Source organism: Bradyrhizobium sp. U87765 SZCCT0048, from assembly GCF_018131225.1.
Taxonomy (GTDB): domain Bacteria; phylum Pseudomonadota; class Alphaproteobacteria; order Rhizobiales; family Xanthobacteraceae; genus Bradyrhizobium_A.
The window spans coordinates 413,425-436,224 of the sequence record NZ_JAFCMM010000006.1 but is presented as its reverse complement, the minus strand read 5'-3'; the positions used below and the strand labels follow the sequence as shown (position 1 = coordinate 436,224).

The window sequence follows — 22,800 nt, the reverse complement described above, 5'->3', positions numbered from 1 at the left end:
CGCCGCGACGCGCCAGTCCGCCTCACATGCACACACAGGCACAACGCGACAATTCGCTGCGAATTGTCGCGCGTGTCGGCGTGCGCGACGCCTGAAAGTGAGACAATTTTAACGGCCAGAGCCGAACACTTCGCGGCAGCCGGCGCACGAGAGGGAGCGCCGGCCGTTTTTCATCCGCGAAGGTGACGCAGTCGCGCAAGACCGACCGCCCTTCGCGATGCGCACCGAGGGGCTTTCATGATCACAATCAACCGTATCGGCTACAAGCTCGGCGCCGCCGCACTTGTCGGTATCATCGTGTGCGCAGGCATGGCGGTGAACCAGCAATTGACCCAGCGTGCAATCGCCGACGCGACGCGGCGCGCCAACGTCGAAGACAAGATCCGCAAGCATGTCATCGAGGCCGGCGGCGACCTCAACGCCATGCGGCTCGCCAACGCCAGCCTGCAGATCGCCCGCTCGCCGGCGGAAGCCGCGGCGCTGCGCACCGATCTCGACCAGGCGCGCGTGCTGCTGTCGACCCACCTGCAGGAAGCGCTGTCGGCGACGACCGACGACACCGTGAAGCAGCGCCTTGCCGCGATCCAGCAGGCCGCCACCGACTACGTCGACGCCGCGCGCGAGTTCGCCGAGCTGCAGATCAGGATCCTCGCCGCCAACGGCAAGCGCAGCGAGATCGCCGCGACGTTCGCCAAGGGCCTCGACACGCTGCGCGCCGCGCCCGCGCTCGCCGGCTCGCTGCAGCGCGCGGTGGTCGAGGAGCGCCTCGGCGCCGCCGACGTCGCCTTCGGCGCGCTGCGCGAGGCCGCCTGGCACTATGCGGCGACCGCCGATTCCTCGCTGCGCGACGTCATGGACAAGGCGACCGAGCGGGTCGAGGCCGAACTCAAGGCCGCCCGCACCGCCCTTGCCGACGACAGCGCCAGCGGCGATTTCAACGCCCTCGGCGCGGCGCTGACGGCCTATGGCGAAGCGGTGCAGACCACCGTCTCCAGCCAGAACGACATGGCGAGCGCGATGATGCTCAAGATCCGCCCCGCGGTCGACCAGGCCACCGGTATCATGCACGACGCGGTCGCGTTCGCCGAGCGCGGCGCGCGCGACACCAAGGACGCCGCCGAGGCTGAGGCGGAGCGCGCCGGCCGCATCGACTTCGCGCTGTCGCTGGTGGTGATGCTGGCGATGATCGGCGCCGCCGCATTCGCCTTCATCGGCGTCGCCCGTCCCCTCACCCGCCTCACCCGCGCACTCGGCCGCATGGCCGCCGGCGAGACCGCACTCACCATTCCCGGCGCGCGCCGCGGCGACGAGATCGGCGATCTCGCCCGCACCGTCGTCGTGATCGCCGACAACGCCGAAGCCAATGCCCGGACGGAAGCGGCGACGCGCATTCGCCAGGACGAGGTCGTCGCGCAGCAGCGGCGGCAGGAAATGCGCCGCCTCGCCGGCGACTTCGAAACCCGCGTCGGCCAGATCGTCGAGACGGTGTCGGCCGCGGCCCACGAGCTGGAGACCTCGGCGGGCATGCTCGCCGGCACGGCGGATCGGGCCAGGGAACTGACCAGCGCCGTGGTTGCGGCCTCCGACGTCGCCTCCAGCAACGTGCAGTCGGTGGCGACCGCGACCGAGGAGCTGAGCTCGTCGGTCGGCGAGATCAGCCGCCAGGTGCAGGATTCCGCCCGCATCGCCGGCGACGCGGTGGCGCAGGCCGAGCGCACCAACGCCCGCGTCGGCGCGCTGGCGCAGGCAGCAAACCGTATCGGCGACGTCGTCGAGCTGATCAACACCATCGCCGGCCAGACCAACCTGCTGGCGCTCAACGCCACCATCGAGGCGGCGCGCGCCGGCGACGCCGGCCGCGGCTTCGCTGTGGTCGCCTCGGAGGTCAAGCAGCTCGCCGAGCAGACGGCCAAGGCGACCGGGGAGATCAGCCAGCAGATCGGCGCGATCCAGGCCGCCACCGGCGAGTCCGTCGGCGCGATCCGCGACATCGGCCAGACCATCGGCCGGATGGCGGAGATCGCCTCGGCCATCGCGGCCGCCATCGAGCAGCAGGGCGCGGCGACGCAGGAGATCTCCCGCAACGTGCAGCGGGCGGCACAAGGCACCCAGCAGGTGTCCGGCAACGTCACCGACGTGCAGCGCGGCGCGGCCGAGACCGGCATGGCATCGTCGCACGTGCTCACCGCCGCGCAGGCGCTATCGGTCGAAAGCGCCCGCCTGAAGAGCGAGGTCGCCGGCTTCCTCGACACCGTGCGCGCGGCATGACGATGGTCGCGGGTATGGCGGACATCACCTCCGGAGAGGCCCTTCACCCCTCATGGTGAGGAGCGCGGCAGCGCCGCGCATCTCGAACCATGAGGCCGAAGCGTTGCGGCCTTCATCCTTCGCGACGCCCGCTCACGCGGGCTCCTCGGGATGAGGGGAAAAGCACTTCGACGCACAGCCGGGGTGAGCGCGGCGGGAGACGGCACGAACAGCGCCAGGGCGTCGCGCGAACACGTCACACGAACACCTCGCACGAACACAGAGGCAAGCGCAGTTACTGCGGCTGCGCCGCGAGTTCGGCGGCGACCTGGCGGATGGCGGCGGCGAGCTGGTCGGCGGGCTGGGCGCCGGACAGGCCATACTTGCCGCCGAGGATGAAGGTCGGCACGCCGCTGACGCCGGCGCGGGCGGCGGCTTCCGCCTGCTGCGAGATCAGCGCGACATCCTCGTCGCTGGCGAGCCGGCGGCGGACATCTTCAGCGTCGAGGCCGACATCGGCGGCCGCCTGCACCAGCACCTCCGGATCGGTGAGATCGCCGCCGTCGCGGAAGTACAGCTCCATCAGGCGCTGCTTCATCGCCCCGGCCTTGCCGGATGCGTCCGCCCAGTGGATGAGGCGATGGCAGTCGATGGTGTTGGGCTGGCGCTTGACGCTGCCCGGCTTGTATTCGAGGCCCTCGGCCGCCGCCGTCTCGACGACGCGACCGGAGATGCGGCCATAGGCTTCGACCGAACCGAACTTCTTGGTGAGATACTCGTCGCGGCTGATGCCCTCGCGCGGCACCCACGGGTTGAGGAAGAACGGATGCCAGCGCACCTGCACGTCGACATCCGGCAGTTCGGCGAGCGCGCTCTCGAGCCGGCGCTTGCCGATGTAGCACCACGGGCAGACCACGTCGGAGACGACATCGACCGTGATCGAGGGATGCGGCGCGGCGGCGGTCATGGGCGGTCTCCTTGGCGGCAGGGATGACGGTGACGACGGTGTCCGGCACATAAGCCGGCCCTCCGCCGGACACAAGATGCGGTTCCCGAAGGGTAACCCGCCAGCACATGTCAGCCGCCGGCCGGACGCAGCGACGACGGCGCCTGCCCCATCACCTTGCGGAACGCGGCCGCGAACGCGCTCGCCGAACGATAGCCATTGGCGACGGCGACCTCGCCGATCGGCGCGCCGGCGACGATCGCCTCCATGGCGCTGTGAAAGCGCACGCGCTGGCGCCACGCGGCGAAACTGAGGCCCGTCTCGGTCTCGAACAGCCGCGCTAGCGTGCGCACGGAGGCGCCGGCAGTCTCGACCCAGCCGTCGAGCGTGGTGCGGCGCGCCGGATCGGCAAGCAGCGCCTCGCACAGCCGCAACAGCCGTGCATCGCGCGGCATCGGGATCATCAGCGACAGCCGCCGCGCGCTGGCGATCTCGGCGAGGATGAGATAGGCGACGGCGCCGCCGCGGCCTTTTTCGTCATAGACCACCGGCTCCTCGATCAGCGCCAGCACCAGCTCGCGCAGCAGCGCCGACACCTCGATCACCGTCGGCGCCGCCGGCAGGTCGTCATGGGCATCGCGGGCGATATACAGCGTGCGCATCTCGACCCGGCCGCGGATGCTGATGGCGTGCACGGTGGCGGCCGGCAGATACACCGCACGGTCCGGCGGCACGATCCACGCCTCCTGCGCGGTGCGCACCCGCATCACGCCGGTGACGGCATACACCAGCTGGTCGCGGACATGGCGATGCGGCCGGATCTCGAAGCCGTCGGCGAAGCTCTTGGCCATCGCCGCGAGCGGCCGCGGCACGAACTGATAGGCGTCGGCGTCACTGCTGTCGCCCGACCGCGCGCGCGGCGGCGCGGAAGCGGACAGCAGCGGCGGAGGCGGAAGCGGAGGCGGCTTGGCGATGTGACGCGGCATCGGCACCCCTCGGGCGAAAAGGCTGGGCGAGCTTGGCAGATTTTCGACGAAAATTGGCACGACAACGCCAATATGCCAAGCCTATCGTCAGCCCGACGCAACCGACGGGGCTGCCATGAATCGCGACCGGACCCTCTTCCTGTTCCTCAACATCGGTCACTTCCTCGACCACCTGTTCACCCTGATCTTCGCCACCGTGGCGGCGCTGGCGCTGTCGCGGGAATGGGGGCTGGGCTACGGCGAACTGCTGAAATACGCCACGCCCGGCTTCTTCGCATTCGGGCTGTTCTCGCTGCCGGCGGGCTGGCTCGCCGACAAGTGGAGCCGCGAGGGCATGATCAGCGTGTTCTTCATCGGCATCGGCCTGGCCGCGATCGCCACCGCGTTCGCGGCGACGCCACTGCAGGTCGGCATCGGGCTGTTCGTGGTCGGCGTGTTCGCCGCGATCTATCACCCGGTCGGGCTCGCCATCGTCACCCAGCGCTGGAAGAACACCGGCATGCGCCTCGCGGTCAACGGCGTGTGGGGCAATCTCGGCGTCGCCAGCGCCGCGCTCGTCACCGGCTACTTCATCGACCATGGCGGCTGGCGCGCGGCATTCGTGGTGCCCGGCGTCGTCTCGATCATCACCGGCGTAATCTACACCGTCACGGTGTGGCAGGACATCACCCGGCCGAAGACCGTGTCCACTGCGCCGGCCACTGCTGCCGTCGTGGACGCGGCGAGCCATCGGGCGCTGCTGCTGCGGATCTCGGCGATCGTGTTCCTGACCACGTCGGTATCGAGCATCGTATTCCAGTCGACGACCTTCGCGCTGCCAAAAATCTTCGACGAGCGCCTGCAGGGCACGGCGCAGGCGCTGGCCGACTGGCTCAACACCAGCGGCCTCACCGCCCGCGCCGACGTCGCCACCATGGTCGGCGCCTTCGCCTTCACGGTGTTCGCGGTGGCGTCGATGGCCCAGCTCGCGGTCGGCCATCTGCTCGACCGCCATGGCCCGCGCGTCGTGTTCCTCGGCGCCGCCGCGATGCAGCTGGTGTTCTTCGCGCTGATGCCGGGCCTGCACGACGGCCTCGCGCTGGCGGTCGCGCTCGGCTTCATGCTCGGCGCGTTCGGCCAGATCCCGATCAACGACTACATGGTCGGCAAGATGGCGAGCGGCGAGGCCCGCGCCCGCATCTATGGCGTACGCTACGTCGTCAGCTTCACCGCGCTCGCCACAGCGCTGCCGCTGATCTCGATCGTCTACGAGCGCTGGGGCTTCGACACGCTGTTCAAGATCCTCGCTGGCGCGGCTTTCGTGGTCCTGCTCGCAGTGTCGTTCCTGCCGGCAAGATTGCCCAAGCCGGCCGTGGCGGGAGCATGAGGAGGACCGCCCGAGACCGCCACATGCGACGACAACGCCCGGGGGCCGTTCACCTAAACCCTGCCGGGCGGTGACCGGCCGCGAGCGAACGTCAATCGGCCGGGATGAAACGAAGCGTGCCTGCGCGACGGGTCGGCTTGCCGGTGTCGCTGGTGTGGTTGATGCCGTCCATGACCGGCACCTCGGCGAAATCGAACGGGCTGATGCCGTCGAGGCAGGCGACGTTGACGGCGTAGAGGCTCTGGTCGGATCGCCGCTGATGATGGGTATAGATGCCGCAGCGCGCGCAGAAGAAGTGCTGCGCCGATCCTGTATGGAAACGATAGCTTGTCAGCGCATCCTCGCCCTGCAGGATCTCGATTCCGCCCATCTCCGCCATGACGACCACGGCGCCGCGCATCCGGCAGTACGAGCAGGTGCAGCGGCGGATCGAATGGAAGCCGTCGCTGAGCGTCACCTTGAAGCGCACCGCGCCGCAGTGACACTGACCGGACCGAACGTTCGTGTCGCAGACCATGCCGGGTGTGTCTCCTGTTCGGATCGCGTCTGCGCCCGCCCCGCGCGGGCCGCGCGATCCCGATGCGAGGGTATCTCTCGCAAGCGCGCCGGACAATTCAGGAAAATTCGCAGGTCATGTGAGAAAAGCTGACACAAAAACAAGGCCCGACTTTCGACCGCGCAGCGCATGACAGGCAGATGTCGCACGCCACGATCGCCCCGGCGGCAGGATCGCGTCCTTCGGACAGACCGCGCCCGTCACATCCCCGCCGCGATCTCGCGCATCCGCGCGGCGGTCGCATCGTCCGCCGGGAAGAACGTCTCGATGGCCAGCTCCGACAGCGTGATGTCGATGGGCGTGCCGAACACCATGGTGGTGGAGAAGAAGCTGAGCACGTCATCGCCGAGCCGCATGCGAAACGGCACCGCGACGCTGTCCACCGCCGGCGCATGCGGCGTGCGCCGCGCCGGGATCGGATAGCTCTTCAGTTCGTCGTAGAGCGCGACCAGCACCGGATCGGCCGAGGCTTCGCACTGGCGCTGCAGCCGCTCCAGCAAATGCGCGCACCATTCGGCGAGGTTGACCGTGCGCGGCGCGAGGCCTTCGGGATGGAAGCTGAGCCGCAGCACGTTGAGCGGATTGCCGAGCAGGCGCTGCGGCACGCCTTCCAGCAGCGGCGTCACCATGCGGTTGGCGGTGACCAGATTCCAGTGACGGTCGACCGCGAGCGCCGGATTGGGCTCGTGGGCCTTGAGCACGAGATTGACCGCCTGGCGCGCCGCCTGCAGCGCCGGATCGTCGAGCGAGCGCAGCGGGTACGCCGGCGCGAAGCCCGCGGCCACCAGCATGACGTTGCGCTCGCGTAAGGGCACGTCGAGCCGCTCGGTGAGACGCAGCACCATGTCGCGCGACGGCGTGGCGCGGCCGGTCTCCATGAAGCTGAGATGGCGGGCGGAGATCTCGGCCTCGGAGGCGAGGTCGAGCTGGCTGAGCCGGCGGCGCTGGCGCCATTCGCGCAGGTACTCGCCGACATGGACAGGCCGCGCAACGGCGGCCTTCGAAGGGGCGACGTGGGTTGTCATCATGTCCGAACGCTAACATGCACCCTGCACACGATCCATTACCTGCCAGGTAATCGAACCGGCCGCGCCGATCCGCCATGGTCGGCGTCAGATCACAGCCCCCGCGCCGGGCCCCTGCCCGCCGCACCGAGGTTCGGGAGACCCGTCATGCTGTCGCTTGCCCTTCACGTCGGACGCGCGTTCGTGCGCCACCCCGCCGTCGTCCACGAGGCCCGCCTGCTCACACGGCTGCTGGTGATGGCCACGACCCGGCTCGTCGCCGGCGCGCTCCACATGCCCGACACCGTGGTGCGCGACACCGGCGCGTTCGTCGTCGCCTACGTCGCCGCCGTCGAGCAGCGCGCGACGCTGGTGTGTCCGAGGAAGGTCATGCGCGAGGTGCGGCGGAGGCGGCACGAAGACCAGCAGGAATAAGTCCCGCAGACTTGAAGAAGGCGACCAGGCGAGAGATCACCTGACCGCCAACGATGACCACCACTCAGTGCGCCTTGGCGCGCTTCTTGGCCGACGCGGTCTTGCCGGCCACGGACGTCTTGCGCTTGCCGACCACCCTGGAGGCGACGGCATGACCGTTGGCGCGGCCGGTGCCGTTGGTCGTCTTCTTCGCCGCCGCGCGCTTCTCGGCACGGGCCTTGGCCTTCTTTTTCGCGGCGCGCTCTTCGGCAGCCGCGAGCTTGCGCTTCTTCACGCAGGCCTCGCACAGGCAGCCGATCGGCTTGAGGTATTCCTTGAAGTAGTCGCGGCCGTAGTCGTAGTTGATCTCTTCGCCCGGCTGGATGTTCTTGATCGCGCGGATGAACACCTTGCGCTTGCGCTCCTGCACGTCCGACTCGGCGTTGGGCCGGCAGGCATGGTTGATGTAGCGCGCGATGTTGCGGCGGACGGAACCGTCGATGGTCCAGCGGTTGTTGATCTCGAACAGGTACTTGTTCTCGATGGCGTCGTGCTTCTCGTTGCGCGAGTCGAGCAGCGGACCGAAATACTCGATGATCTCGTCGCCCTTCTTGATCGGCTTGGTGGCGAACAGACCGAGGCCGGTCTTGGAGCGACCGATGCGATAGGGCTTGCGGCTGGAAATGACAGGCATGGGAGCGAAGCGGCTGATCCGTGACGTGGGGTGATCTGCAATCCCGCCGCCGATCGCAGGCCTGCGACTCGGGACGAGCCCTGCGGCGATTCTTCCGTGGACGTTTCTCTATAGAGCTTTCGAAGCAAAAGTCATGCCTTGCCACGCGGTTTCACCGAACCGATCCACATCCTATTGCGACCAACCGCCCATGATCCGAGCCGCGTGTTTGCCATGACAGCCCCTGCCGCTCGTCGCTCCCGTGCGGCGGGCCCGCTCGCCGCCATGCTGGCGGCGCTCGCATCCCCCGCCGCCGCCGATGACCCGCCGTCGCTGGCGGTCACCAGTTGCCCTGCGCCCTCGGGCCATCGCGATCCGCCGCCACCCCGAGCCTGCCGCGGCCCCGCGGGCTGGATCGTCCGCAAGACGGAAACGGACCTGCGCGAAACCGTCTCCGCCGGCCGCACCGTCCGGCAGGCGAGCGCGGAACCCGCGGCCACGCAGAGCTTCGGCCCGTTCAACTCCACCGACGCACGCATTGCATGGCGGCTCGCCGGCGGCCAGCCCTTTGCCATGATCCAGCGCTGGCATCTCGCCGACAATGACGATGCCAGCCCCGACGGCCGGCCGCGCACGCGGGCGCTGCTCGTGGTCACGCGGCTGTCGCCCGGCGCTGTCTGCCATGTCGCTTATGTCGACGTTGCCGCCAACGTGGATGCCGAGGCGCTGGCGCAGCGCACCGCCGACACACAGGCGCGCGGCTTCGATTGCGCGACGGACAAGATTATCGTTGCCGGAACGCCGGGCCGCGCCACGGAGCTGGCGTTGCCGCGCTGAACGCGCGCCGGTGTCCATCGCGCACGAAACCGTTTACGTGGAGACAGCCTCCAGGTGCGCCTTCTCGCCATAGAGCCGCACGAGCTCGGCGGCGAGTGCGGCGATCCTCAGGCGCAGCGCTTGCGGCGCCAGCACCTCCGCTTCCGGACCGAACGACATCAGTTCCGCCGCCGCCTGGCGCTCCGAGCCCACCGGCAGCGTCACCACGCGCCAGCCGTCGGCGTCGGCCTCCGCAGCAATGACGGCGCCGTTGCGCACCAGGGGCGACAGCAACATTTCCATCAGCTTCACGCCCATCGGCGACAGCCGCACCGTGGCGCGGTTGCTGTGCAGCTCCTCGCCGAGCCGCTGGGTGCTGTCGGCCCAGAACGTCGCGAGATCGAAGCTCTCCGGCCGCTCAAAACGCTCGTCGAGCATGGCGAGCTCGCGGATGCGGGCGATGCGGTAGATCCGCACGCTGGTCCCGACCTGGCCGGCGACGTACCAGGAGCCGCCCTTGAGCACGATGCCGAGCGGCTCGATGCGGCGGTGCTTCTCCGCCTTCCAGCTGCGATAGCGGATCTGCAGCGCGCGCTGCTCCCATACCGCGTTGGCGATGGCGGTGAGATGGGCAGGCTGCTCGGCCTCGCCGAACCATCCCGGCGCATCGAGATGGAAGCGCGCCCGCACGCGCTCCGCGCCGGCGCGCAGCTCGACCGGCATCGCCGCCAGCAGCTTGGTCTGCGCCGCCGCCATCACCGCGCCAAGGCCCAGATCAGCCGCAGGCCCCGACAGCCCGGTCATGAACAGCGCCTCGGCCTCGCGGGCGGACAGGCCGTTGAGGCGGGTGCGGTAGCCGTCGAGCAGGCGGTAGCCGCCCTCCGAGCCGCGCTCGCTGTAGACGGGAATGCCCGCCGCGCTGAGGGCATCGACGTCGCGATAGATGGTGCGCAGCGACACCTCGCACTCGTCGGCCAGCGTCTTTGCTGTGACCCGGCCGCGGGCCTGGAGGGTGGTCAGGATGGTAAGGAGACGGCTGGCGCGCATGTGAGACAGTCTAAACCAACCTGACAGAAACTGACAGGTATGGCCCCGTATCGTGGCCCCGGCCGGCGCGACATCGGACGCCGGACCTTCCTCACGTCAGGACAAGCCATGACCACCGACACCATCACCCTGTTCCACTCGCCACAGAGCCGCTCGGCCGGCGCGCTGACCCTGCTCAAGGAACTGGGCGCGCCCTATCAGCTTCACATCCTCAACATGAAGGCGGGCGAGCAGCGCCAGGCGCCGTATCTGGCCATCAATCCGCTCGGCAAGGTGCCGGCCATCCTGCACAACGGCGCCCTGATCACCGAGCAGGTGGCGATCTTCATCTACCTCGCCGACCTCTTTCCCGAGGCGGGCCTTGCGCCGGCGATCGGCGATCCGCTGCGCGGGCCCTACCTGCGCTGGCTGGTCTATTATGCCGCCTGCTACGAGCCGGGACTGGTCGACCGCTCCATGAACAATCCGAAGGCGCCGCTGGCGATGTCGCCCTATGGCGATTTCGACACCATGCTGGCGACGCTGGAAGCGCAGATCGCGCGCGGGCCGTACCTGCTGGGCGAGCGGTTGACCGCCGCGGACATCCTGTGGGGGCTCGCGCTGAACTGGGGCATGATGTTCAAGATGGTGCCCGAGAGCGACGTGATCGTCGACTACACCCGCCGCCTGACGGCGCGGCCGAGCTTCACCTCCGTCGCCGCCGAAGATACCGAGCTCGCGGCCCGGCATGCGGCGGCGGTTGCAGCCGCAGCGGCGACATAGCGCGGCCGTCTCGCGCCGGCGCGCCATGCGGCGCCAGCCCCAGCGGCGCGCAACCTCAGCACACCGGCGCGGGCGGCAGCAGCACCGCACGCAGCAGTGCATCCTCGTCCGCCCCGCGCGGCAGGTGGGCGAGGATATGGCGAAGACGGCCATCGAGCAGCAACACCGCATAACCATGCACCATCGCCCACGCCCGCACGATGTCGGCGGCCTGGGTCAATGACGGCGCCTCCGGCGCGATCGTCTCCTGGCGGCGCGCACCCACCGCCTGCGCCAGCGCCGCGCCCGCGGCATCCATCGCCTCCGCCAGCACTTGGCGGCCGAGATCGAGCCGCTCGCTGCGGAACATCAGCGTGAACATGCCGGGATAGCGCTTGGCGAACGCGACATAGGCGCCGCCCATGGCGTCGAGCCGCGCGCCGGTCCCCGTCTCGGCGGCCGCGGCAGCGAGCAGCGCCTCGCGGAAGCGGCGAAAGCCGACCGCGGCAAGCTCGCTGAGCAATCCCGTGAGATCGCCGAAATGATGGGTCGGCGCGGCATGGGACACGCCGGCTTCGCGCGCCGCGGCGCGCAGCGTCAGGCCGACAAGGCCGTCGCGCTCGAGGATGCGCTCGGCGGCGGTCAACAGCGCCTCGTGCAGCGCGCCATGATGATAGGGCGCGAGCGCCTCGGCCTTGCGGCCCCCCTTCGGCCGGCCGCGTGCGGGCGTGTCCGCGCCGTCCCGCGGCTCCGTGCGCGCGGCGCGCTTTGCGGCTGGCTTCATCTCGGTCTTGCTGGTCATGCGTCACTTATCGGTCGCAATATTTACACTGTCAAGATTTCGCTTGACGGCGTCCGACGCCGCGGTCTAGCTTTATCTTGACGATGTAAAGATAACTGCAGCGGTCGCACAGCACCGCAAGCCCCGGAGAGGAACGCCGATGTCGGACCCGAACGCCCTTCCCCCACGCAGCAACGTCGCGCCGATCCCGATGGAATGCGACGCGCCTTTCCTCAAGGTCGAGGGCGAACTGCCGCGAGAGCTCAACGGCACGCTCTACCGCAACGGCCCCAACCCGCAGTTCGAGGCACCGGGCGCGCACTGGTTCGTCGGCGACGGCATGCTGCACGCCTTCCATATCGAGAACGGCCGCGCCAGCTATCGCAACCGCTGGGTGCGCACGCCGAAGTGGCTCGCCGAGCACGACGCCGGCCGCGCGCTGTTCGGCGGCTTCGGCCGCCGCCTCGGCAACGTACCCGAAGGCACGACGCAGGACAGCGGCGTCGCCAACACCAATATCGTGTTCCACGCCGGCCGCCTGCTGGCGCTGGAAGAAGGCCACATGCCGACGGAGATCGAGCCGGGCACGCTGGCGACGCGCGGCTACCAGACCTATCGCGATGCCATCGCCGGGCCCTTCACCGCGCATCCCAAGCTCGATCCGGTCACTGGCGAGATGGTGTTCTTCGGCTACAACGCCGGCGGGCCGTTCACGCCGAAGGTCAGCTACGGGGTCGTCGGCGCCAACGGCGAGGTGTCGCAGTTCGAACGCTTCGACGCGCCCTACGCCAGCATGGTGCACGACTTCATCGTCACCGAGAAACATGTGCTGTTCCCGATCCTGCCGCTGACCGGCAGCATGGAGCGCGCCATGGGCGGCCGTCCGCCCTACGCCTGGGAGCCGGACAAGGGCGCTTACGTCGGCGTGATGAAGCGCGGCGGCAGCACGAAAGACATCATCTGGTTCCGCGGCGACAGCTGCTACGTCTTCCATGTCATGAACGCGTGGGAGGACGGCCAGCGCATCATCGCCGACGTCATGCAGTTCGCCGAGCCGCCGCTGTTTCCCTATCCCGACGGCCGCCCGACCGATCCGGCGAAGTCGAAGGCGCGGCTGTGCCGCTGGACTTTCGACCTCTCAGGCGGCACCGACCGCTTCACCCAGCACTACCAGGACGAGACCACCGGCGAATTCCCCCGCATCGACGATCGCCATGCCGGCCTCGCCTATCGCCACGGCTGGTACGCCTGCGGCAATCCCGCGGGCGCCGCGGCCTCGGGCCTGTCCGGCATCGTCCATGTCGACCACAAGGCCAACCGCCGCGCGCAGTACCTGCTGCCCGACGGCGACACTATCTCCGAGCCGGTGTTCGTCGAGCGCGGCGCGGAGGCAGCTGAGGGCGACGGCTGGCTGATCGCCGCGGTGTGGCGCGCGCGCGAGAACCGCAGCGACGTCGCGGTGTTCAACGCCCAGGATGTCGAAAGTGGCCCCGTTGCGCTCGTGAAACTCGGACACCGCGTGCCCGACGGCTTCCACGGCAACTGGGTGAACGGCCGCTGACGCGCCATCTCGACCGGTGGCCGGGACATCCGGCCACCGATCGAACCACCGCTGCCGATCCATCGCCCCATCCGGAGAGCCGTTGCCATGGCCGATGTCATTGCCAAGCGCATGTGCGCCGAACTCGACGGCGACTTCGTCGTGTTCCTGATCGGCATGCGCATCAACAAGCCGTGGAAGGTGTGGCGCTGGGCGCCGGTGGCGCGCGCGATGCCCCGCATGCTCGCCGAGCTGGCGCGGCAGCCCGACCTCGGCCTGCTGCACGCCCGCACCCATTTTGGCTTTCCGGTGATCATGGTGGTGCAGTACTGGCGCAGCTTCGACGCGCTGGAGGCGTACGCGAAGAACCGCAATGCCGCCCATCTGCCGGCGTGGCAGGCGTTCAACCGCGCGGTCGGCGAGAGCGGCGACGTCGGCATCTGGCACGAGACGTACGTCATCAAGGCCGGCCAGTACGAAAACGTCTACAACAACATGCCGCCGTTCGGCCTCGGCGCCGCTGGCACGCTCAAGGACGCCGTCGGCGCACGGCAGTCGGCAAGGCGACGGATCGATCGCGTTGTCGAGGGCGTGTGAAAGGCCCCGACGCCATCGGCTTCACGACCGCTTCAACTGCCGACGATGCCCAACAGACGCCCCCGGCGTTGCGTTGCATGCCTGCTCTCGACCGGCAGGGCCCGCAGCCATGCGCGGAAGCTGACGACCTCGGGACAATCTGCGCTGCCTTCGGCCATCACCAGCCAATCCCCGAGACCAGCCCCCTCGTCGACCCGGTCGCAGCGATAACCCGGATGGTGGCCAAGACCGCGGGTGATCAGCATGTCGACCTTGCCTTCGACCAGTTCGTGCAGGCCGGCGGGCTGCAGCACCCGCAAACCGATGTCCACATGCGCGCCGCGAAACTCCGCCAGTGCGAGGCGGCGCAGATCGAGGCCGCCATGGACGCCCAGCCGCAGCAGCACCGCGCCTGCCGGCTTCAATTCCGAGGTCGCGTCGGCAATCCGGCGAAAGCCGTCGGATATTCCGGGCAGATAGGCCTGCCCCGCCGCGGTCAGAATGAGCTGCTTGTGCAGCCGCTCGAACAGGCGCACGCCAAGGCGTGCCTCCAGCGCCTTCACCTGCTGCCCGACGGCGGCCGGCGTGACGTGCAGCTCATGCGCGGCCAGCTTGAAACTGAGATGCCGCGCCGCCGCTTCGAAGGCGCGAAGCGCGTTGAGGGGCGGGAGGATGTAGGTCATCGCGGCGCAGTTTGACACCGATGACCCGTGGCCTTGCAATAGATTTTCTAGTGCTCAACCGAAGGAACCATGCTTTGCGCTGATCTGGAGCCCCGGACTACGGTTGGTTCACGACATTCGAGGGCCCCATGCGCCCCCGACCAGACTGATCGTGTTGAGGAGGCGTCCAATGGCCGAAGTCATCCATCCCTTTTACGAGTCGCATCGCGCTGCAATGGAGGCTGACATGCACCATCGCCTCCTTCTTGCCGAAGCGATGTTGCGCGAACGCACGCACCTCTCCGATTTCGACGGGATCAGGCAGGAGGTGATGGGCGAGTTCGGCATCGTGCTCGCCGAGACGCCGTATGTCGGCGGCACAGCCAATCGCATGAGCGATTTCTACATGCGCCTGATGGGCTTCATGGCCATCAGCCGGGTGCTCCGGCGGCACGGCGTGCCGCTGCCTGTCATCGGCGAGATCGAGCGGGACACCTACAAGGCGCAACTGCTCACTCTGCCCGAAGCGGACCGTCTCGCCGCGGGGCGCCGTTTCATGTCACCGGAAAATCAGGACCTGCTGCGCGAGCAGGCGGCCCAAAGCACGACGGAAAGCCATCAGGCAGAATTTCCGGAAGACTTCGTCTACGATTTCGTCGAGCCCGGCCCCGGTGACAACTTTGCATTCGGCATCAACTACACGGCCTGTGGCTTTTGCAAATTCGCGGCCCGCCATGACGACAAGGACATCCTGCCTCACATCTGCGGACTTGATTTCAACGCGTATGCTGCACAGGGCATCCGCCTCGAACGGACGCAGACATTGGCCGGCGGCGCGAAGCACTGCAATTTCCGGTTCTCGAAGCTCCCGCCGGAGTAGAGCGACGCACATGATCTGCAATGAGAAGAAGGCAGAGCCCAGCGACAAAGCCGGGCTTCGCCCCATGTCATCTCAGGCGCGATTCAGCGCCCGAAACGCCAGCCGCCAGCGCGTGCCGGCGGGATCGCTCAGCGGCCTGACACAGCGGTCGAAACTCATCACCGTGCGCGCGTCGTCATAAGCGTCCCACGGCGGCAATCCCGCAACCTCGGTGCGGCCGGTGCGCGCGAACGCGCCCCAGTAGCCGCGCAGGGTTGCGCCGAGATGGGCGTAGTCGTCGTCATCGGCGCCGCGGACCATCGGCGCGTCGGCCCAGGCATCGCGGTTGCCGAACAGGAACGGCAGCTCGAGACAGTGGTTGGCGCCGAAGCCAGCGCGCGGCGACTGCCAGTCGAACGAGAACAGATGGATCGGCCGTCCCGCCCGGCGCTGCAGGTGGGCGAGTTCGTGGGTCGGGCCGACGAAATGCGCGTCAGTCTGCACATCGGACAGCAGCGCCGCCGGATGGCGCTGCCGGCCACGCAGCGCCTGGTACTCGGCAAGCAGCGTCGCGGCATCATCACCGAGGCGTTTCTCCAGAATCGCGAGCAGGCCCGCCTCGTCGAGGGTGGCGAGCGCCGGATCGATCGCGGCGAACACCGTGCATTCCTCGCGGGTATAGCCGGCGATCATCGGACACCATGACGCCGCGCCATCGGCAACCGCCTTGAGCAGCGGCCCCTGGATCAGCTCGCCATCAATGCACGGCAGATAGGGTGGCGTGAAATCACCGGGCCCCGAAGCGAACTGCCGCGCGACCACGCCGCTCGCTGCGACGATGCGATCGACAGCGACCTCGCGCAGCGCGTCGGCGCGGCCATCGGCGACCGTTTCCGCCAGCAGGCGCCCCCGCGCCTCGGCGCGTTCCGGCGCATCCGGCTGGATCACGAACGGGCCGCTCTGCAGGATCGCGCGCCGGAACAGGCCGCGCGCCTGCGGCATCACCGCCAGCGCCAGCACCGCGAACGCGCCGGCCGACTGGCCGGCGATGGTGACATTGTCGGGATCGCCACCAAAGCCGGCGATGCTGCGCTGGACGAAGCGCAGGCTGGCGAGCTGGTCGTGCAGGCCGAGATTGCCGTCGCTCACGCCGGGGATGCGGGCATAGCCGAGCGGCCCGAGACGGCTGCTCACGGTGACCACCACGAGCCGTTCGGCATGGCTGAGCGCATGGCCCGAGTAACACGGCAGCGATCCCGCGCCGGTCATGAAGGCGCCGCCGTGAAACCACACCAGCACCGGCAGCCGTTCGTCGGCGGCGGCATCCGCCGGCCGCCAGATCGTGAGGCGCAGGCAGTCCTCGCCCTGCGCCCCGGACTGCGGCCCCATCGCGTTCTCGAGCCGCGACGGCAGTTGCGGCGGCATCGGGCCGTCCTCGCCCGCATCGATGTCGCCGGCATGGAGCGGCATCTCGACGGGCCTTGCGAACCTGCGCGCGCCGACCGGCGGCTGCGCATAGCGAATGCCGCGGAACACGGCGACGTCACCGTCGCGCCGTCCGATGAAACGCCCGAACGGCGTGGTGGCGTGGGGATGAGTCGACATCTGCATTCCTTTTCCTGGAGACGTTTCTGGTTGTGGCGGGCTCAGCGTTGCGCGATGCCGGCGGGAGCGACACGGCGTCCGGCGAGTGACAACGCCGCGAGCGCGAAGATCGCGGCGATCACCGCCGGCGCGGCGGTGAGCACGATGTCGCGCGCCGGCCAGCCGATGGACAGCAGCGCACCGCCGACCGCCGGCCCGACGATCGAACCGATGCGCCCACTCGCCGCCGACCAGCCGACGCCGGTGGTGCGCAGCGCCGGCGGATAGAACGATACTGCGAGCGCGCTTTGGCCGACGCAGCCGGTGATCAGCCCGGCGCCGACGGCCCCGATCGCGAGCAGCAGCAATGCCGGCGGAACGAGCCCGCAGCCGATCGCGACGATGCAGGCGAGCGCGCAAAGCGCCGCCGCCGCGAGCGCCGGCGTGATGCCGGCCCGGCCGACGAGCAGCATCACGATGGCATTGCCGACGAGGCCGCCGGCGCCGAACGCCGCCGCCGCCAGAGGGGCATCGGTCGGCGCGAAGCCGAACGCGACCAGCAGCGTCGGAATCCAGAACAGCAGCGCGTAGCTCACCAGAAAGATCAGGAACGCGAACGCCCACAGCAGCGCCGTCGCTGCCGCGAGGCCGTCGGCGAACAGCGCACCGAGCGTGCCGTGCCCGCCTGCCCGCGTCATCGCGCCATGGGCTGCGTCGGCGCTGCCGAGCATGCGCCACAACGCCGGCAGCAACAGCAGCGGCAGCACGCCGCCGACGACGAACACCGATGCCCAGCCGAAGCGGACCATCAGCGGCCCGCTGATCAGGCCGCCGACCACGCCGCCCGCGGACAGCCCGGTCGCCACCAGCATCGCCACGGTCGTCCGCGTCTTCTCGGACGCTTGCGTCGTCGCCACGGTGACCGCGACCGGCAGCGCGCCGCCGAGCCCGACCGCCGATACCAACCGCATGATCGCGAGCACCGCGACATCGCCGGCCAGCGCCGTCAGCAAGGTGCCGACACCGAACAGAACGACGCTGGCGACCCCGACCACACGCAGGCCGACCCGCTGCGCCAGCGGCCCGCACGCCACATAGCCCACGACGGCGCCGACACTGGTGGCGACGAAGGCCGGCGTCAGCGCCGCCGGCGCGATCCCCCACTGCCGCGCCAGCACCGGCGCGACCAAAGCCACCGCGCTGGTGTCCAGCCCGTCGAGCAGCACCACGACGAAACACAGCGACAGCATCCACACCCGTGCGTATGTCAACGACATTCCTCCTCACCCCTCGCGCCCCGTCCGGGACGTCCCTGCATGGCAGGCTCCCCCGGCCCGCGGCCGGAGGAGCAGCGATGCCCTTTTGCCTTTTCCGGTTCAGCCTTGCGCGATCAGAAGCTGCGCAGGATCTGAACGCCGCCGTTGTAGAGATTCTGGTTCTTCATCTCATACGTCGTGCCGGCGACGACGCCGGGGATGCCGGCGCCGGCGGTGTAGATGCCGCTCTGGTTCTGGATCAGGCGGCTGTAGACGAACTCCGCCGACAACGTCAGGTTCTGCACCGGCATCCATGCCGTGCGGGTGCCGACCTGCGCGATCGCGAAGTTGAAGTTGCCGGTGTTGGTGCCGTTGAACGAGCCGGTGGTGACCGGCGGCGTCGTCACCGTGCTCGACAGCAATCCCGTGCCGTTCGCCGCCGCGAGCAGCGCCGCGTTGGCCGACGTGCCATAGTTGATCGCGGTGTACGATCCGAACAGCGAGGTGCGCCACGCCGGCGTCCAGTAGTGCTCGTAGAACGCACTGACATCCCACGCGCTGCTGAGATCGATGCCCGAGCCGTTCGCCGCGGTGGTGCCGGAGTAGACGCCGTCGAGCACATAGCCGAAGGCCATGCTGCCGCCGGTCCCTGCGCCCGAGCCGATCTTGGCATAGCGACCGCCGCCGACGAGATCGGCGGTGCCACCGAACACGTACTTGGCAGCGCCCTTGGCATAGGTCGCCTCGACCTTGAGGCTGTCGCCGAGGCCGGTCGGCAGGTTCTTCAGCTCGAACGCGCCGGTGAAGGCATAGCCCCAGGCCGACGACGGATGGCCGGTGTCGCTGTTGGAGCTGGTGTAATAGGTGCCGTGGACTTCATGGGCGGCGGCGCCGACGTGCAGCGTGCCCCATGCCTGGTCGAGACGCACGTTGGCGACGATGTCGGGGACATGATCGCCGGTTTCGACATTGCCGAGGAAGGTGTTGGCGGCAGCGCCGTAGAAGCCGTTCTGCAGGCCGCTCGCGGCGACATTGGCGCCGAACGGACCGAGCAGACCGAAGCTGGCATTGACGACGCCGGCGGAGCGATAGGGCTGCGCGTCCTCGAGGCCGATGGTCGCCGACACGCCGTTGCCGAACGCGGCGGTGTAGGCGAGTTGCGGAATGCCCGTGGCGTCGTTCGAGCCGGCGTTGACGCCCGACGAGATGATCGGCTTGGCGAGCGCCCACTGCGGATCGAACTGCGACACCGCCTTGCCGAAGGTGAAGCCGGCGAACTGGATGAACACCCAGTCGACCGCGAGATAGCCGCCGGCGATGCTCTCGCGCGCCTGCATGAAATCGAACTGCAGGTTGGCGTAGGTGCGCACGACGCCGTAGTCGGTGGCGGTGCGCGTGTCGAGAAACAGGTTGAGGCGTTCGCGGGTGTTGAAGTAGTTGCGGTTGTAGGCGTTGGCGCCGCCCGTGCCACCCTGCCACAGCGGCGTGTCGAACGTCACGCCGTTGAACGCGGTGTCGAGGCGGATCGCGCCGCCGATGCGAATGCAGGTGTCGGTGCCCGGGATGTAATAGAAGCCCGCGCCGTACAGCGAACACACCTTGACGTATTCGACCGCCTTCGCCTTGACCGGCAGATCGGCCGCCTGCGCGCAGCTCATGAGCGCAAGGCCCGCCGCCGGGCCGTACGCGAATTGCTTCATCATCGTCATTCCCCCTCCAGCTGCCCACAGGTCATCGTTCGCACAAGGGCAGGTTGTGCGGCGTCAGATTTGCGTTGGAGCAAAGCCGGTCCCGTGCGGCGCGCGCCTGCGCGCCGCTTCATGCTTGCGAGATGATGGGCCGGCGACGTGCGCCACTCGTCCTTGGCATTCCCGGCGTCGCGACTCTTGCGGACGATCGCTTCGCGCCTGCGCCGCACAGATGCGAACGCGCCGCCAAGCTCAGATTTTTCATGCAAGGTGTCGAGATCTGAAGTTAGAATGCATCGTTTCGATTTCAGGACGCTCGACCATCGCCGGAGGCTGAATGGGCAACGTGGACGATCTGACGCTGCTCGCCGAGGTTGTCGAAGCGGGGAGCATCTCCGCCGCCAGCCGCAGGACGGGAATCCCGAAATCGCGGCTCAGCCGGCGGATCGAGGATCTCGAAAGCCAGCTCGGCGTGCAACTCATCAACCGCGGCCCGCGCAGCTTCGCCGTCACCGAGATCGGCCTCAGCATCATGCGCAGCGGCCAGCGCATCCGCGAGGAATGGGAGAGCGTGAAGGCGCTGGCGCAGGACAGCAGCAGCGCACATCCCGGCGGCAAGCTGCGCATCGCCTGCCCCGAGGTGCTGACGGAAATGTTCGTCGGCGAGTTCGCGACCAATTTCGCCGTCGACTATCCCGATGTCCGCGTCACCCTCGACATCGCCAAGGGCCAGTTCGCGCCGAACATGGAGAACTACGATCTCGTGATCCAGCCGTCGCGCGAGGCGCTGCCGGATTCCGACATCATCTGCCAGAAGCTGATGGCCGTGCCTTACGTGCTGGTCGCCGCGCCGACGCTGTTCGCCGCTGCGCCGCGTTCGCTGACGCTGTCGGATCTGGCGAACTGCGAGGCGATCGGCTGGAATGCGGACGGCTACGCGACGCGCTGGAAGCTCTATGGCCCGAACGGCACCGAGCACGACCTCGACGTCGATCTGAAATTCTCCACCAACAGCCTCAAGCTGATCTACCAGGCCGCGCTCAAGGGCCTCGGCGTCGCGCGGTTGCCGGCGGTGCAGTGCCGTGACGACATCGCCCATGGCCGGCTGATCGCGCCGCTGGCGGACTGGCAGCCGCATCCGGTGTCGGTCTACGCGCTCTACCCGTCGCGCCGCTCCCTGACGCGGACCGTGCGCACCTTCATCGCCGGCCTGTCGGCGTTCATCGAGAGCCGGCTCGCGGTCCGCACGCCATAGACCCCACGCTCCTCGAAATATTACCCGGATAATATTGACGAGCCTCCCCGGGCCTGCTATCCCCTCGCCTTTCGATGGGGTGCGAGAGACGAGCATGAAGGGCGAAGCGAGACGGGCCGCGATCATGGCCTACAAGGAGCGCAAGGCGATGGTCGGCGTATTCGCCGTGCGCTGCGCGCCGGCCGGTGCCGTCTGGGTCGGCGGCTCGCCGAATCTCGACACCATCCAGAACCGCATCTGGTTCACCCTGCGCACTGGCGGCCAGGCCGATGCCGGGCTGCAGGCCGCCTGGCGCGACCACGGCGCGGACGCCTTCAGCTTTGAGATCCTGGAGGAATTCGACGAGGAGGCGCCGGCCTATGTGCGCGCCATCGCGCTCAAGGAGCGCACCGCGCACTGGCGGCAGGCGCTGGATGCCCGGCCGATCTGACCGCCGGCGCCACCGGCTTCTCTCCCACCTGACGGCCGCCGCAGCGACCCGACCACGCTCCATTTTTACACTGTAAAGATTTTGCTTGCGATCGATCCGCCGGCAGGCTAGCATCTTTACATCGTAAAGATACTGGACGAACCGGTCATGCTGTTCTTCATCATCTTCCTGCCCTTCCTTACCCTGGGCGTGCTGAGCTGGATCGCCACCGTGACGGTCAGCCTGTTCGGCGGTGCCGGCGTCGCCCTCGCGCTGATCGTGTTCGAGCGCGCCCGCGGCCGCTCCGCCAAGATCCTCAACATCGCCACCGCCGTCCTGCTCGGCGGCCTCGGCCTCGCCATGGTGCTGCTCGATGGCGGACTGACGCCCGCGACCATCCGCGTCAGCATCAGCGCCGGGCTGCTGCTGGTGGCGCTGACCTCGATCGCGCTGCGCTTTCCGTTCACGCTGCAGTACGCCCGCGAGGAAGTCGCCCCCGAGGTGATGGCGATGCCGACGTTCCTGCGCACCAACTACATCCTGACCTGGGCGTGGGTCGGCGCGTTCGTGCTAATGCTGGTCGCCGACATCGTCTCGGTGTGGTGGCCGAGCGCACCGCTGTGGATCGGCGTCGCCGCGACCTTCGCCAGCCGCAACGCCGCGGTGCAGTTCACCAAGTGGTACACCCAGCGCGCCCGGGCGCGCGCCGCCCAGATGCAGGCCTGAGCGCGGCCGACGCCCTCGTCACTCCGCCACGACACGACAACACACGACACAACACGCCATCAGGGAGATTTCGCCATGGGCATTCTGCTGAGCTTCTCGCCGTTCATCGCGTTCGCGATCCTGATGCGCTCGACCAGCGCGCAGATCGCCCTGTTCGCCGGCGCGGCCATCGCCGTGGTTCTGGTGGTGCGCGAGCTCGCAAGCGGCAAGTCGGTCAAGGTGCTGGAGGCCGGCACCGCCGTGCTGTTCGGCGCGCTCGGCCTCTATGTCACGCTGGTGCCGTCGGCCTGGAGCATCCTCGGCGTGCGGCTCGCGGTCGACACCGGCCTGCTCGCCATCGTGCTGATCTCGATCGCAATCCGCCTGCCGTTCACGCTGCAGTATGCCCGCGAGCAGGTCCCGGCCGAGATCGCCGCGCTGCCGGCCTTCCTCGCAGTCAACGCCGTGATCACCTGGGGCTGGGCCGGCGCTTTCGCGGTGATGGTGCTGGCGGACGTGATCATGCTCTACCTGCCGCAGGTGCCGCTGTGGATCGGCATCGCCCTCACCGTCGCCGCCTTCGTCGCCGCGGTGTGGTTCACCCGCTGGTATCCGGCGCGCATGCGCGCCCGCGCCGTCGCCGCGGGGGTCCGCGCCGGCGCATGAGATCGCCCGCAGACTGTCCCCCG

23 protein-coding genes are annotated in these 22,800 nt (G+C 68.7%); 12 read left to right on the top strand and 11 right to left on the bottom strand.

Features of this window, described 5'->3' with window-relative positions; genetic code table 11:
* The first annotated feature begins 237 nt into the window (after positions 1 to 237).
* Positions 238 to 2,268 (top strand): methyl-accepting chemotaxis protein, encoded by a 2,031-nt coding sequence (locus JQ639_RS32190; protein ID WP_211964079.1) that lies wholly within the window; start codon positions 238 to 240, stop codon positions 2,266 to 2,268.
* Positions 2,269 to 2,542: 274 nt separating this feature from the next.
* Here the strand turns inward: JQ639_RS32190 and JQ639_RS32185 are convergent, their stop codons facing one another.
* Positions 2,543 to 3,214: a DsbA family oxidoreductase gene (locus JQ639_RS32185; protein ID WP_211964077.1), complete on the bottom strand. Its 672-nt coding sequence runs from the start codon at positions 3,212 to 3,214 to the stop codon at positions 2,543 to 2,545.
* 110 nt (positions 3,215 to 3,324) lie between these two features.
* The gene (locus JQ639_RS32180; RefSeq protein WP_211964075.1) at positions 3,325 to 4,179 is read right to left on the bottom strand and encodes an AraC family transcriptional regulator; all 855 of its coding nucleotides are present in this window, start codon (positions 4,177 to 4,179) and stop codon (positions 3,325 to 3,327) included.
* Between the two features lie 115 nt (positions 4,180 to 4,294).
* Here JQ639_RS32180 and JQ639_RS32175 point away from each other — a divergent pair, with 115 nt between their 5' ends.
* Positions 4,295 to 5,545 (top strand): MFS transporter, encoded by a 1,251-nt coding sequence (locus tag JQ639_RS32175; RefSeq protein ID WP_211964073.1) that lies wholly within the window; start codon positions 4,295 to 4,297, stop codon positions 5,543 to 5,545.
* 91 nt (positions 5,546 to 5,636) lie between these two features.
* Here the strand turns inward: JQ639_RS32175 and JQ639_RS32170 are convergent, their stop codons facing one another.
* Positions 5,637 to 6,062 carry a GFA family protein gene (locus JQ639_RS32170; RefSeq protein WP_211964071.1) on the bottom strand — a complete coding sequence of 142 codons (426 nt, stop codon included), beginning with the start codon at positions 6,060 to 6,062 and terminating at the stop codon, positions 5,637 to 5,639.
* 239 nt (positions 6,063 to 6,301) lie between these two features.
* Positions 6,302 to 7,126, bottom strand: coding sequence for a helix-turn-helix domain-containing protein (locus JQ639_RS32165; protein WP_211965062.1), 825 nt, complete (start codon positions 7,124 to 7,126; stop codon positions 6,302 to 6,304).
* 147 nt (positions 7,127 to 7,273) lie between these two features.
* On the opposite strand from JQ639_RS32165, the gene JQ639_RS32160 reads away from it, so the two are divergent.
* Positions 7,274 to 7,540, top strand: coding sequence for a hypothetical protein (locus JQ639_RS32160; protein WP_211964069.1), 267 nt, complete (start codon positions 7,274 to 7,276; stop codon positions 7,538 to 7,540).
* Positions 7,541 to 7,604: 64 nt separating this feature from the next.
* Here JQ639_RS32160 and JQ639_RS32155 read toward each other — a convergent pair whose 3' ends face one another.
* A complete protein-coding gene (locus JQ639_RS32155) occupies positions 7,605 to 8,213 on the bottom strand; it encodes an SET domain-containing protein (protein WP_211964068.1) in 609 nt (202 codons plus the stop codon).
* Between the two features lie 264 nt (positions 8,214 to 8,477).
* Here JQ639_RS32155 and JQ639_RS32150 point away from each other — a divergent pair, with 264 nt between their 5' ends.
* Positions 8,478 to 9,029: a hypothetical protein gene (locus JQ639_RS32150; RefSeq protein WP_211976414.1), complete on the top strand. Its 552-nt coding sequence runs from the start codon at positions 8,478 to 8,480 to the stop codon at positions 9,027 to 9,029.
* Positions 9,030 to 9,062: 33 nt separating this feature from the next.
* Here the strand turns inward: JQ639_RS32150 and JQ639_RS32145 are convergent, their stop codons facing one another.
* A complete protein-coding gene (locus tag JQ639_RS32145) occupies positions 9,063 to 10,055 on the bottom strand; it encodes a helix-turn-helix transcriptional regulator (protein WP_211964066.1) in 993 nt (330 codons plus the stop codon).
* 108 nt (positions 10,056 to 10,163) lie between these two features.
* Between JQ639_RS32145 and JQ639_RS32140 the strand changes: the two genes are divergently transcribed.
* Positions 10,164 to 10,817, top strand: coding sequence for a glutathione S-transferase family protein (locus JQ639_RS32140; RefSeq protein ID WP_211964065.1), 654 nt, complete (start codon positions 10,164 to 10,166; stop codon positions 10,815 to 10,817).
* Between the two features lie 55 nt (positions 10,818 to 10,872).
* Here the strand turns inward: JQ639_RS32140 and JQ639_RS32135 are convergent, their stop codons facing one another.
* Positions 10,873 to 11,598 carry a TetR/AcrR family transcriptional regulator gene (locus JQ639_RS32135; protein ID WP_211964064.1) on the bottom strand — a complete coding sequence of 242 codons (726 nt, stop codon included), beginning with the start codon at positions 11,596 to 11,598 and terminating at the stop codon, positions 10,873 to 10,875.
* A 139-nt stretch (positions 11,599 to 11,737) separates the two neighbouring features.
* Here JQ639_RS32135 and JQ639_RS32130 point away from each other — a divergent pair, with 139 nt between their 5' ends.
* Both JQ639_RS32130 and JQ639_RS32125 read left to right on the top strand, forming a co-directional pair.
* A complete protein-coding gene (locus JQ639_RS32130; RefSeq protein ID WP_211964063.1) occupies positions 11,738 to 13,138 on the top strand; it encodes a carotenoid oxygenase family protein in 1,401 nt (466 codons plus the stop codon).
* A gap of 87 nt (positions 13,139 to 13,225) precedes the next feature.
* A complete protein-coding gene (locus JQ639_RS32125; RefSeq protein ID WP_211964061.1) occupies positions 13,226 to 13,714 on the top strand; it encodes a DUF4188 domain-containing protein in 489 nt (162 codons plus the stop codon).
* 32 nt (positions 13,715 to 13,746) lie between these two features.
* Here the strand turns inward: JQ639_RS32125 and JQ639_RS32120 are convergent, their stop codons facing one another.
* Entirely contained in the window at positions 13,747 to 14,376 is a 630-nt protein-coding gene (locus JQ639_RS32120) for a LysR family transcriptional regulator (protein ID WP_211964059.1), read from the bottom strand.
* A 169-nt stretch (positions 14,377 to 14,545) separates the two neighbouring features.
* Here JQ639_RS32120 and JQ639_RS32115 point away from each other — a divergent pair, with 169 nt between their 5' ends.
* Complete coding sequence (locus JQ639_RS32115) at positions 14,546 to 15,235, top strand: L-2-amino-thiazoline-4-carboxylic acid hydrolase (protein WP_211964057.1); 690 nt, start codon at positions 14,546 to 14,548, stop codon at positions 15,233 to 15,235.
* A gap of 72 nt (positions 15,236 to 15,307) precedes the next feature.
* Here the strand turns inward: JQ639_RS32115 and JQ639_RS32110 are convergent, their stop codons facing one another.
* The 3 genes from JQ639_RS32110 to JQ639_RS32100 form a co-directional block, all read right to left on the bottom strand.
* Positions 15,308 to 16,825 carry a carboxylesterase/lipase family protein gene (locus JQ639_RS32110; RefSeq protein WP_211964052.1) on the bottom strand — a complete coding sequence of 506 codons (1,518 nt, stop codon included), beginning with the start codon at positions 16,823 to 16,825 and terminating at the stop codon, positions 15,308 to 15,310.
* A 35-nt stretch (positions 16,826 to 16,860) separates the two neighbouring features.
* Positions 16,861 to 18,075: an MFS transporter gene (locus JQ639_RS32105; RefSeq protein WP_211964051.1), complete on the bottom strand. Its 1,215-nt coding sequence runs from the start codon at positions 18,073 to 18,075 to the stop codon at positions 16,861 to 16,863.
* A gap of 113 nt (positions 18,076 to 18,188) precedes the next feature.
* Positions 18,189 to 19,754 carry a porin gene (locus tag JQ639_RS32100; RefSeq protein WP_349644661.1) on the bottom strand — a complete coding sequence of 522 codons (1,566 nt, stop codon included), beginning with the start codon at positions 19,752 to 19,754 and terminating at the stop codon, positions 18,189 to 18,191.
* Positions 19,755 to 20,079: 325 nt separating this feature from the next.
* Here JQ639_RS32100 and JQ639_RS32095 point away from each other — a divergent pair, with 325 nt between their 5' ends.
* The 4 genes from JQ639_RS32095 to JQ639_RS32080 all read left to right on the top strand — a co-directional run bounded on the left by JQ639_RS32095 (position 20,080) and on the right by JQ639_RS32080 (position 22,777).
* The gene (locus JQ639_RS32095; protein ID WP_211964049.1) at positions 20,080 to 20,997 is read left to right on the top strand and encodes a LysR substrate-binding domain-containing protein; all 918 of its coding nucleotides are present in this window, start codon (positions 20,080 to 20,082) and stop codon (positions 20,995 to 20,997) included.
* Positions 20,998 to 21,091: 94 nt separating this feature from the next.
* The gene (locus JQ639_RS32090) at positions 21,092 to 21,427 is read left to right on the top strand and encodes a GIY-YIG nuclease family protein (RefSeq protein WP_211964043.1); all 336 of its coding nucleotides are present in this window, start codon (positions 21,092 to 21,094) and stop codon (positions 21,425 to 21,427) included.
* 147 nt (positions 21,428 to 21,574) lie between these two features.
* On the top strand, positions 21,575 to 22,132 hold the full coding sequence (locus JQ639_RS32085) for a hypothetical protein (protein ID WP_211964041.1): 558 nt from the start codon (positions 21,575 to 21,577) through the stop codon (positions 22,130 to 22,132).
* Between the two features lie 75 nt (positions 22,133 to 22,207).
* Positions 22,208 to 22,777 (top strand): hypothetical protein, encoded by a 570-nt coding sequence (locus JQ639_RS32080; protein WP_211964039.1) that lies wholly within the window; start codon positions 22,208 to 22,210, stop codon positions 22,775 to 22,777.
* The last annotated feature ends 23 nt before the right edge of the window (positions 22,778 to 22,800 follow it).

Coding starts and splice junctions, on each gene's coding strand:
- JQ639_RS32190 (WP_211964079.1), top strand. CDS start 238: ATGATCACAATCAACCGTATCGGCTACAAGCTCGGCGCCGCCGCACTT.
- JQ639_RS32185 (WP_211964077.1), bottom strand. CDS start 3,214: ATGACCGCCGCCGCGCCGCATCCCTCGATCACGGTCGATGTCGTCTCC.
- JQ639_RS32180 (WP_211964075.1), bottom strand. CDS start 4,179: ATGCCGCGTCACATCGCCAAGCCGCCTCCGCTTCCGCCTCCGCCGCTG.
- JQ639_RS32175 (WP_211964073.1), top strand. CDS start 4,295: ATGAATCGCGACCGGACCCTCTTCCTGTTCCTCAACATCGGTCACTTC.
- JQ639_RS32170 (WP_211964071.1), bottom strand. CDS start 6,062: ATGGTCTGCGACACGAACGTTCGGTCCGGTCAGTGTCACTGCGGCGCG.
- JQ639_RS32165 (WP_211965062.1), bottom strand. CDS start 7,126: ATGACAACCCACGTCGCCCCTTCGAAGGCCGCCGTTGCGCGGCCTGTC.
- JQ639_RS32160 (WP_211964069.1), top strand. CDS start 7,274: ATGCTGTCGCTTGCCCTTCACGTCGGACGCGCGTTCGTGCGCCACCCC.
- JQ639_RS32155 (WP_211964068.1), bottom strand. CDS start 8,213: ATGCCTGTCATTTCCAGCCGCAAGCCCTATCGCATCGGTCGCTCCAAG.
- JQ639_RS32150 (WP_211976414.1), top strand. CDS start 8,478: ATGCTGGCGGCGCTCGCATCCCCCGCCGCCGCCGATGACCCGCCGTCG.
- JQ639_RS32145 (WP_211964066.1), bottom strand. CDS start 10,055: ATGCGCGCCAGCCGTCTCCTTACCATCCTGACCACCCTCCAGGCCCGC.
- JQ639_RS32140 (WP_211964065.1), top strand. CDS start 10,164: ATGACCACCGACACCATCACCCTGTTCCACTCGCCACAGAGCCGCTCG.
- JQ639_RS32135 (WP_211964064.1), bottom strand. CDS start 11,598: ATGACCAGCAAGACCGAGATGAAGCCAGCCGCAAAGCGCGCCGCGCGC.
- JQ639_RS32130 (WP_211964063.1), top strand. CDS start 11,738: ATGTCGGACCCGAACGCCCTTCCCCCACGCAGCAACGTCGCGCCGATC.
- JQ639_RS32125 (WP_211964061.1), top strand. CDS start 13,226: ATGGCCGATGTCATTGCCAAGCGCATGTGCGCCGAACTCGACGGCGAC.
- JQ639_RS32120 (WP_211964059.1), bottom strand. CDS start 14,376: ATGACCTACATCCTCCCGCCCCTCAACGCGCTTCGCGCCTTCGAAGCG.
- JQ639_RS32115 (WP_211964057.1), top strand. CDS start 14,546: ATGGCCGAAGTCATCCATCCCTTTTACGAGTCGCATCGCGCTGCAATG.
- JQ639_RS32110 (WP_211964052.1), bottom strand. CDS start 16,825: ATGCAGATGTCGACTCATCCCCACGCCACCACGCCGTTCGGGCGTTTC.
- JQ639_RS32105 (WP_211964051.1), bottom strand. CDS start 18,075: ATGTCGTTGACATACGCACGGGTGTGGATGCTGTCGCTGTGTTTCGTC.
- JQ639_RS32100 (WP_349644661.1), bottom strand. CDS start 19,754: ATGAAGCAATTCGCGTACGGCCCGGCGGCGGGCCTTGCGCTCATGAGC.
- JQ639_RS32095 (WP_211964049.1), top strand. CDS start 20,080: ATGGGCAACGTGGACGATCTGACGCTGCTCGCCGAGGTTGTCGAAGCG.
- JQ639_RS32090 (WP_211964043.1), top strand. CDS start 21,092: ATGAAGGGCGAAGCGAGACGGGCCGCGATCATGGCCTACAAGGAGCGC.
- JQ639_RS32085 (WP_211964041.1), top strand. CDS start 21,575: ATGCTGTTCTTCATCATCTTCCTGCCCTTCCTTACCCTGGGCGTGCTG.
- JQ639_RS32080 (WP_211964039.1), top strand. CDS start 22,208: ATGGGCATTCTGCTGAGCTTCTCGCCGTTCATCGCGTTCGCGATCCTG.